The organism is Kribbella sp. NPDC051952 (genome assembly GCF_040680855.1).
Lineage (GTDB): Bacteria > Actinomycetota > Actinomycetes > Propionibacteriales > Kribbellaceae > Kribbella.
Genome location: NZ_JBFAXQ010000003.1, coordinates 476,279 through 484,024 on the forward strand (window position 1 = coordinate 476,279; position 7,746 = coordinate 484,024).

A 7,746-nucleotide genomic window follows, 5' to 3' on the forward strand; every position below is an offset into this window, starting at 1 on the left:
GCCGCGATGGCCTGAACCGGTCACCGGCGCCGGAGCGGCCGGATCGACAGGCACCGTGAGTTCGACTGCTCGGGAACGGGAGGCGTGATGAACGACGATCACAGGATCCGTGGCGGCTGGCTGGACGACCTGGAACAGATGGAGAAGCAGACCCGCAACGCCCAGCGACTGATGGAGACAGCCACCGGTACGGCGGAGGCCGCCGACGGACTGATCGAGGCGAGCGTCACCGCGCGCGGTGAGCTGACCGAACTCATCCTGGATCCGCGGGTCTACCGGGAGCTGGATTCGGAAGCGCTGGCGGCGGAGATCCGTACTGCCGTCAACGATGCCCACACCCGGGCGCAGGAGGAGGTCCTGCTGGCCTTCGCCGCGCAGCTGCCACCGGCGGATCGGCCCGCCGACGACGATCCCGCCTTCGGTCCGTTTCTTGCGGAACTGGCCAAGCTGCAAGGGAAGTCGCCGCGATGAGCCCGCAGCCGGTCAACTTCGGCGGCATTGGCGATATCGACATGTACCCGGATGACACCTTCCGCGCCTCCCAGCAGATCTATCAGGCTGGCGGACTGTTCGGGTCGAAATGGCCGGGGTTGCTGAAGGCAATCGATGACGACGAGCAGGTCGTGTCGACCGGGTTCGACGAGCTCAGCGTTGCTTATCGCGCTGCGTACAACGCGTACAAAGAGGTGGTCCCGAAGCAGGCCGCCGAGGTCGCGCCGAAGCTCTACAAGACAGCCGACGCCGGCCGGCGCGGTGTGGTCGAGTACCTCCAGCTGAGTGAGCAGGATCAACCTGCCTACATGCGTGCACTCGAGTGATTCCCGAACCGACGACGGTGCTGTGGCTGTGGCTCCGTCAACAGATCGACGGGTTCTTCCCGGTCTGGGTCAACGAGGACGCCGCCAACCGGATGGGGGACAACTGGGCGGCCGCGGCCCAGGCGCTGACCGCGACCAAGGACGCGGCCACGGTGGGGATGAACGCGCTGCCCGCGGCCTGGGCCGACGCGAACGGGATCCTGTACCACGCCAAGGTCGACCAGACGATCAACGGGATCGCCGGTAGCGGTGGGTTCGACGAGCTCATCAAGATGATGAACGACATGGCGGTGATGTCGCACGACTACGCCCGCCAGATCGCCAACATCAAGGACTCCATCTACGCCGAGCTGATCGCGAACGGGGTGGCGTTCGCGGCCAGCTTCGCGTTGCCTTTGCCGCTGGGGCAGTGGATCCGCGGCCGGATCGTGTCGGGGATCGCGATGCGGATCGCGGCCATCGTTCGGGCTGCCGCGGCGACGATGAGGCTGTCGGAGGGTGCGGCCGGGCTGCTGGCCAAGGCCGCGAAGGAGGTCGGCAAGGAGGTCTTCGAGGAAGCCGGGGTCGAGGTCGGTGGCGAGGGGATCGACATGCTCCGTGGGTATCGGGACCACCTCGATCCGAAGCAGATCGCGGTCGCGGCCGGGGCGGGCGGTGGTGGGGCTCTACTGGCCCCTGTCTTCACGCCGGCTGGTTGGTTGGTGTCGAAGCCGGCCGGAGCGCTGATCCGTGCGGTGCCGGCGCCGCAGCGTTTCCGCCCTGCCGTGAACGGCATCGGCAACTCGATCGAGCGACAGTCCCAGGCCTTCGTCGTCAACGGTGTCTCGTCGCCCATCACGTCAGTCACGGCGCAGGCGATCGCCGACGGAAAGCTCGGCGACCTCAAACGAGAAGACTTCGAGAAGGCGATCGGCCAGCAATTCCTGGGCTCAGGTGCCTTAGCCGGCGGCCGAGTAGCAGCCCACGACACCGGCCACGCCGCAGGCCACTACGCAGCCACGAAACTCAACCCACCGGCCACAGCCTCTAATCCCGGCGGCGGCGACCCACCCCACACCCCACCCCCCGGCAACCCCACAACCCCCAACCCAAATTCCCCCACCCCAGACCCCACCCAAACCCAGCCCCCGACCTCCCAGGACGCGGGCTCTCAATCCACCAACTCCCAAAACACCACCTCTCAAGACACCAGCTCCCAAAACACGAGCGCTCAAGACACCAGCTCCCAAAACACGAGCTCTCAGGACTCCGGCGCTCAGAGCACGAACTCAACCTCAGACGCCAACTCCACAACCAACCACCAAAGCCCCGCCCATTCGACCGGAGACCAACCCTCAACCAACAACCAATCCACCACCAATACCCACGACCCAGGCGCCACCACCCGCCCACCCACAGCCACCCTCAACCCAGCCCCCCACGCCCCCACCACCACCTCAACCCCAGAACTCCACACCCAACACCCCACCCCCACCCAAGCAACCCAACAACCCGCCCCCACCCAACCAACAACCGCCCAACCGGCATCCACCCAACCCGCAGCCACCCAACAACCAGCGACCACCCAGTCCGCCGCCACCCAACAACCAACAACCACCCAACCCGCCGCCACCCAACAGCAACCCCCAGCCACGCAGCAATCGCCAACCACACAACAGTCCTCAGCCACCCAGCAGTCCTCAGCCACCCAGCAGTCCTCGTCCACCCAACAACCCACCACCAACCAGCAGCCCACCAGCCCCCAGTCCCAGACCTCCTCCCAACCCCAGACCTCCTCCCAAGCTCAGACCGCCAACACCCAACCCCCAGCCCAGTCCCAAAACACCCAAGCCACTCAGAACACCAACCCAGCCCAGACCCCCAACCCCGCCCAGGGATCCACCACCGCAAGGCCATCTCAAGCCGACTCCACCACCACACCCCGCACCAAGAACCCCGCCAACGCCACAGACCCCATCACCCCACCCAACGACGACCCGCCACCCCCCAACACCCCCACCGAGGACCTCGACACCAACCTCACCCCCAACCCCACAGCCCCAGACCCCACGAGCCCTGGCCCAGCAACCCCCGGCCCCGCAGCTCCAGGAACCATGGCCCCCGACCTCACCGCGCCCGGCCCCCTCACCTCAGCCCCCGGCGCACCAGGAGCCCTCGCGGTTGCGCCCGGGACCGTGCAGCCCACGACCGAGAAGCAGGACCCGCGGACCGAGCTAACCCACGCCTCACGCCCATTACCCACGCACTCCCACGCCGGCCCAGCCACCCCCGCAGAGAACGCCGACCCGGCCGGCCCCGCCATACCGCACGCACCGGCCGATCTCACCGCACCACCTGAACCCGGTGCACCGGCCGATCTCACCGCACCACCTGAACTCGGTGCATCGACCGATCCCGCCGCATCGACCGATCCCGCCGCATCGGCCGATCCCGCCGTACCGGCCGATCCCGCCGTACCGGCCGATCCCGCCGTACCGGCCGATCCCGCCGTACCGGCCGATCCCGCCGTACCGGCCGATCCCGCCGTATCGGCCGGTCCCGTCGTACCGGGTGGGTCGCGGACATCGCATTCGCCCGCGCCGCAGCGGACCAACCGGGGGGTGTTTGAGAGTGGTGAAGGTTTACCTCGTACTGCGGAGACCGTGGCTGAGGTGGCTGCGGCTGCTGGTGTGGACTTGAGTGATGTTGACGTTGTGATTGTCGACGATCTTGCGGAGATTGACCTGCTCGACAGCGAACCGGCGTACGCCACCACCCCGCACGAATACGGCGGCGACCAGATCCGCCTCGGCCCGGCGAGCTTTGCTGACCGCGAGACGCTGGCCGCGACCCTCGCGCACGAGCGCACCCACGTCGACCAACTCCGGGCCGGCATCGATCCGACGACGGACAACATCGAGGACCTCGAGGCCGAGGCGGTCTCGAGTGAAGCTCCAGCACTCGAAAGGATGCATGACCATGACGGAGATCGAGTTCACGGTCGAGACGACGTTCGACCTCCCGAGCCGGGGCGGGATCCTGGTACCCGGGCAGCTGAAGACCGGCGTGATCCGGCGCGGAACGACGCTCCGGACGGACACCGACCGGACGGTGCGCGTACTGGGCGTCGAGTTCCATTCTTCCGTCCCATCAACCCCGGGGACTCGACGAGTGACCCTGCTGATCGAGAGGGCGGACGCGACGGCGATCCAAACGGGAACAGTGCTGACGAACCAAACCTGACCCCGCCCGCCGACCGGATGCTCGAGGTCGAACCCGGGACCGCAGGGTCGTTCGAGCAGGCGGCGTACGACGCCTTCGTAGCAGCCCTGAACGAGGTCGACGCCAACGGCGAACTCACCCCAGCCGCCCAACAACTCCGCGAGTACTACTACCAGAAGCCCGACATCGCGAAGGCGACCGGCAAGCCCACCACCGTGGTCAAGCGCTTCGGCCGTGGGAAGCCGGCCAGCGACATGACGTTCCCGGCGAGCGAGCCGGGCGGACCGGTGCGGCACATCCCGGTCCCGGTCCTCCGCTACCTGCAGAACGGTCGGTTCGCGCCGATCGAGGTGGTGCCCGGATGGCCGATCGGACGTACGGTCGTCAACTTCGACGATCCCGTACTCCGGTTGACCCAGGACGAGCGCATCCACCTGCAGCGCTGGACCGACCGCTGGATGAAGAGCATGGGCAAGCTCAAGCGAGTCGTCCGGCGCCCGACCCAGGCGGAGAAGGAGGCCCGGCGCGGTCTGACGAAGGAGGAGGTACGCCGCCTGCTCGCCGAGGAGGCCGCACGTCAGCCCGGTAGGCCGCAGGCGGCCGGCGAGAACATGGGCGAGTCGTACGCCATGGCCATGCTGCGCTGGCTCGAAGCGCAGTTCCCGGGCGAGGAGATTCTCCGCGTTCCCGGTACGTCGATGGGTGGGTCAGGCCGGTTCGACCAGATCTACGTACGCATGGACGCGGCCAGCGGGAAGATCCTGGGCTTCGCCGTGATCGAGGCGAAGAGCGCCGGCGGCACATTGGGCACCCGCCGCGGTGCCGACGGAAAGTCCTACGAACAAGGGCATCGCGAGTACGTTCGCAGCATCCTGGCCGCGATGAACCGCCGCAACGGCCCCGACAACGAACGCGGCGTAGCAGCCGCAATGGAAGCGGCCCTGGACGCCGGCGACCTCCAGTACTTCGTCGTCAAAGCCCGCGTAGAACTCCTCCCCAGCCGAGCCCGCGCCAAGGGCATAGCTATCACCGAATACGACCTAACCCCCGATCCGGGAACCGATCACACCACCGACTCGCCACCCACCCACCTGCCGACCGACAGCACGTCTCCCACCAACGACGAGCCCCACGACCCACCCGAGGAGAGTCGTGGCCGTCCGGAGAATCTGCCGGGACGGCATCGGTTGCGTGATCTGAGCAACGAGAACGGCCGTCATCACGCGGTGGAGGACGGGCCGCGGGTCGAGGACGGGCCGCGGGTCGAGGTCGGGCCGCCGGGTGAGCCGGGTGAGTTGGCGCGGGTGTTGAACCCGTATGTGGTCGGTGCGCGGGTGAATGCCGCGGACGGGCCGGTGTCGGGGGAGGTGATGTCGAACCAGTCGGCCAATCGGGCGACCTGGAGCTTCGGTACGGCGGGGCAACCGGACGAGGTCGTGCTTGAACTACACGAGATTCTTCCGCCGGAAGGACTTCCGGTACCTGGGACGGGTCGGGTGGAGGCGCTACCGCGGATCGCCCTCGACTGGGCCTTCGCGCGAGACCGTGCGCGGGGATTGATCCCGCCGGGTGTCTCGGTTTCGGACGAGTCGTTCGCCGAGCTGGAGCAGCAGGTACGCCGATTGCTCGAAGCCGGTCAGGTTGTCACCCTCAGACTTCAAGCGATCCCAGGACCCGAGGGCCGACCGCACATCGCAGTCACCACAGACGTCACCGACCCCCAAACCAACCGCACCACGGTCTACCGCGCCCGCCCCCTGACCACCGCAATCGATGCCCTGGACAACCACCACCTACACCCAACCGAACAACACCACCAGCAGCCGCCCGAGCCCACCCAACCCCAGCACACACAAGCCGAACACCCGCAACCTGAGCACACGCAGGCCGACCAGGCGGAGGGCGAAAGCGCTCCGGTGGGCGAGGTGCGGACTGGGGAGGTGGAGAGCGGGCAGGTGGAGGGCGAACAGGCTCCGGTGGGCGAGGTGCGGCCCGGGGAGGTGGAGAGCGGGCAGGTGGAGGGCGAACAGGCTCCGGTGGGCGAGGTGCGGACTGGGGAGGTGGAGTTGGTTGGTGAGGTTGGGGTGGCGGTTGGGTATGGGGTGGGGGTTGTTGCGCCGGATGCGATTCCCTTGCAGGACGGGAGTGTTCGGATCGCTGGTGTCGGGGGACAGCCGACGGTCATCTCCCGGCAGACTCTCGAGCAGATCGCAACCGAGCTGGGTCAACACCAAGGTGCCACTCAGGCAGAGCTCAACGCAGAAGCCGTACGCCGTCTCACCGAGCACCTCGGCACCCCGGTGGAGCAGCCGATCGCCCAGTCTCCCCAGGACCTCCTCCGCGCCGCAGCCCGTCGCCTGGCAGCCGAGCAAATAGCCCGCCAAGCCCACGAACTAACCGGCGCCCCCACCACAACCCAACCCTCCACCACAACCCAACCCTCGAACGCAGCCCAACCCTCGAACGCAGCCCAACCCTCCAACGCAGCCCAACCCTCCAACGCAGCCCAACCCTCCAACGACACCTCAACACCAGCGGCCCAGGCAACCGATGACAGCTCGGTGAGTAGCTCACACTCCAGCGACCGTGGGTCAGCGGAGACATCTCGGGACTCCGCTGGTGAAGGGCAGATGGGTGGGGTGAACGACGGCCGTGGGGCGCGAGGGGATGTTACGCATGCACCTCGTGTCAAGGGGACGCGGTTTGTGGGGGATGGGCGTGGGGTGGACGACTCGCCGCTGACTGTTGATGTGGTGCTTGCGGCGGTTGGCGGCGTACTGGGGTCTGATTTTGGTGGGGTTGTCAGTGGGGACCCGGTGGTGGTTGGGCGGGTTGTGGTGGTTAGGGCGGAGGGGTTCGGGGAGGCTCAGCACTTCCGGGTTGAGGTGGGGCGGGTAGGGCGGCGGAAGCTCGCGGCTACTCAGGCTCATGCTGGGACGGCCGCCGATCCGCACGTTGTCACGATCTCGCCGGGGGTTGCGAATGATCAGCTGGCTCGGCTGTGGGTACACGAGATCAGTCACACGCTGCAGGAACTGAAGGCGCCGGCCGGTGGTCCGCTGAGGGCGATCTGGAATCGCCTCATCGGTGGTGGGCGAAACCATTGTGTCGATGCCCAGTTCAACGAATTCCGCTATCTCCGCCGGAAGTGGGCGACCGCGGCGGACAGCGTCGAGGAACAGCTGCTCCGGCGAGACATCGAAGGGCTCGTCGAGGCGATCCGGAAGCGCGGGTTCGCCCCGCCGATGCTTCCGTGGCAGGCGCCGTTCGTTGGTCCAGTGGCGGAGCTCAAGGCTTCCATCACACGCGAAGTGCGAGCCCTCGACGGAACCATCGCTACCCTTCAAGCGCTGATCGAGAGCAAACGGAACGCGGCCGAGGCTGCGACAACCGCTGCGCAGGAGGCGAACGAGAAGGCCGCCAAGGCAGCGAACGCCAAGGACAACGGCGCCCTCGCTCGCAGGCGGGCCGCGGAAGCCGAGGCGAAGAAGCAGTCCGACCTGGCCGACTGGCACCACCGAGTAGCCGCCCGCTACGACCAAGCTCTAACCCGAGCCACCAACGCCCACAACGGCTACACCCAACTCCTAACAGACCTCAACGCCAGTACGACGCAACACGCAAGCGCTGACACGACGCAACACGCAAGCGCTGACACGACGCAACACGCAAGCGCTGACACGACGCAACACGCAAGCGCTGACACGACGCAACACGCAAGCGCTGA

At 67.3% G+C, this 7,746-nt stretch carries 2 protein-coding genes and 1 pseudogene; all 3 read left to right on the plus strand.

What is annotated here, in order from left to right:
- Positions 1-87 precede the first annotated feature (87 nt).
- Complete coding sequence (locus AB0L70_RS09330) at positions 88-471, plus strand: YbaB/EbfC family nucleoid-associated protein (RefSeq protein ID WP_363681799.1); 384 nt, start codon at positions 88-90, stop codon at positions 469-471.
- Complete coding sequence (locus tag AB0L70_RS09335; RefSeq protein ID WP_363681801.1) at positions 468-818, plus strand: hypothetical protein; 351 nt, start codon at positions 468-470, stop codon at positions 816-818. The genes AB0L70_RS09330 and AB0L70_RS09335 overlap by 4 nt, the downstream gene beginning before the upstream one ends.
- A pseudogene (locus AB0L70_RS09340) lies at positions 815-7,746 on the plus strand (hypothetical protein); the annotation flags it as partial. The gene AB0L70_RS09335 and the pseudogene AB0L70_RS09340, both read left to right, overlap by 4 nt.

Coding starts and splice junctions, on each gene's coding strand:
- AB0L70_RS09330 (WP_363681799.1), top strand. CDS start 88: ATGAACGACGATCACAGGATCCGTGGCGGCTGGCTGGACGACCTGGAA.
- AB0L70_RS09335 (WP_363681801.1), top strand. CDS start 468: ATGAGCCCGCAGCCGGTCAACTTCGGCGGCATTGGCGATATCGACATG.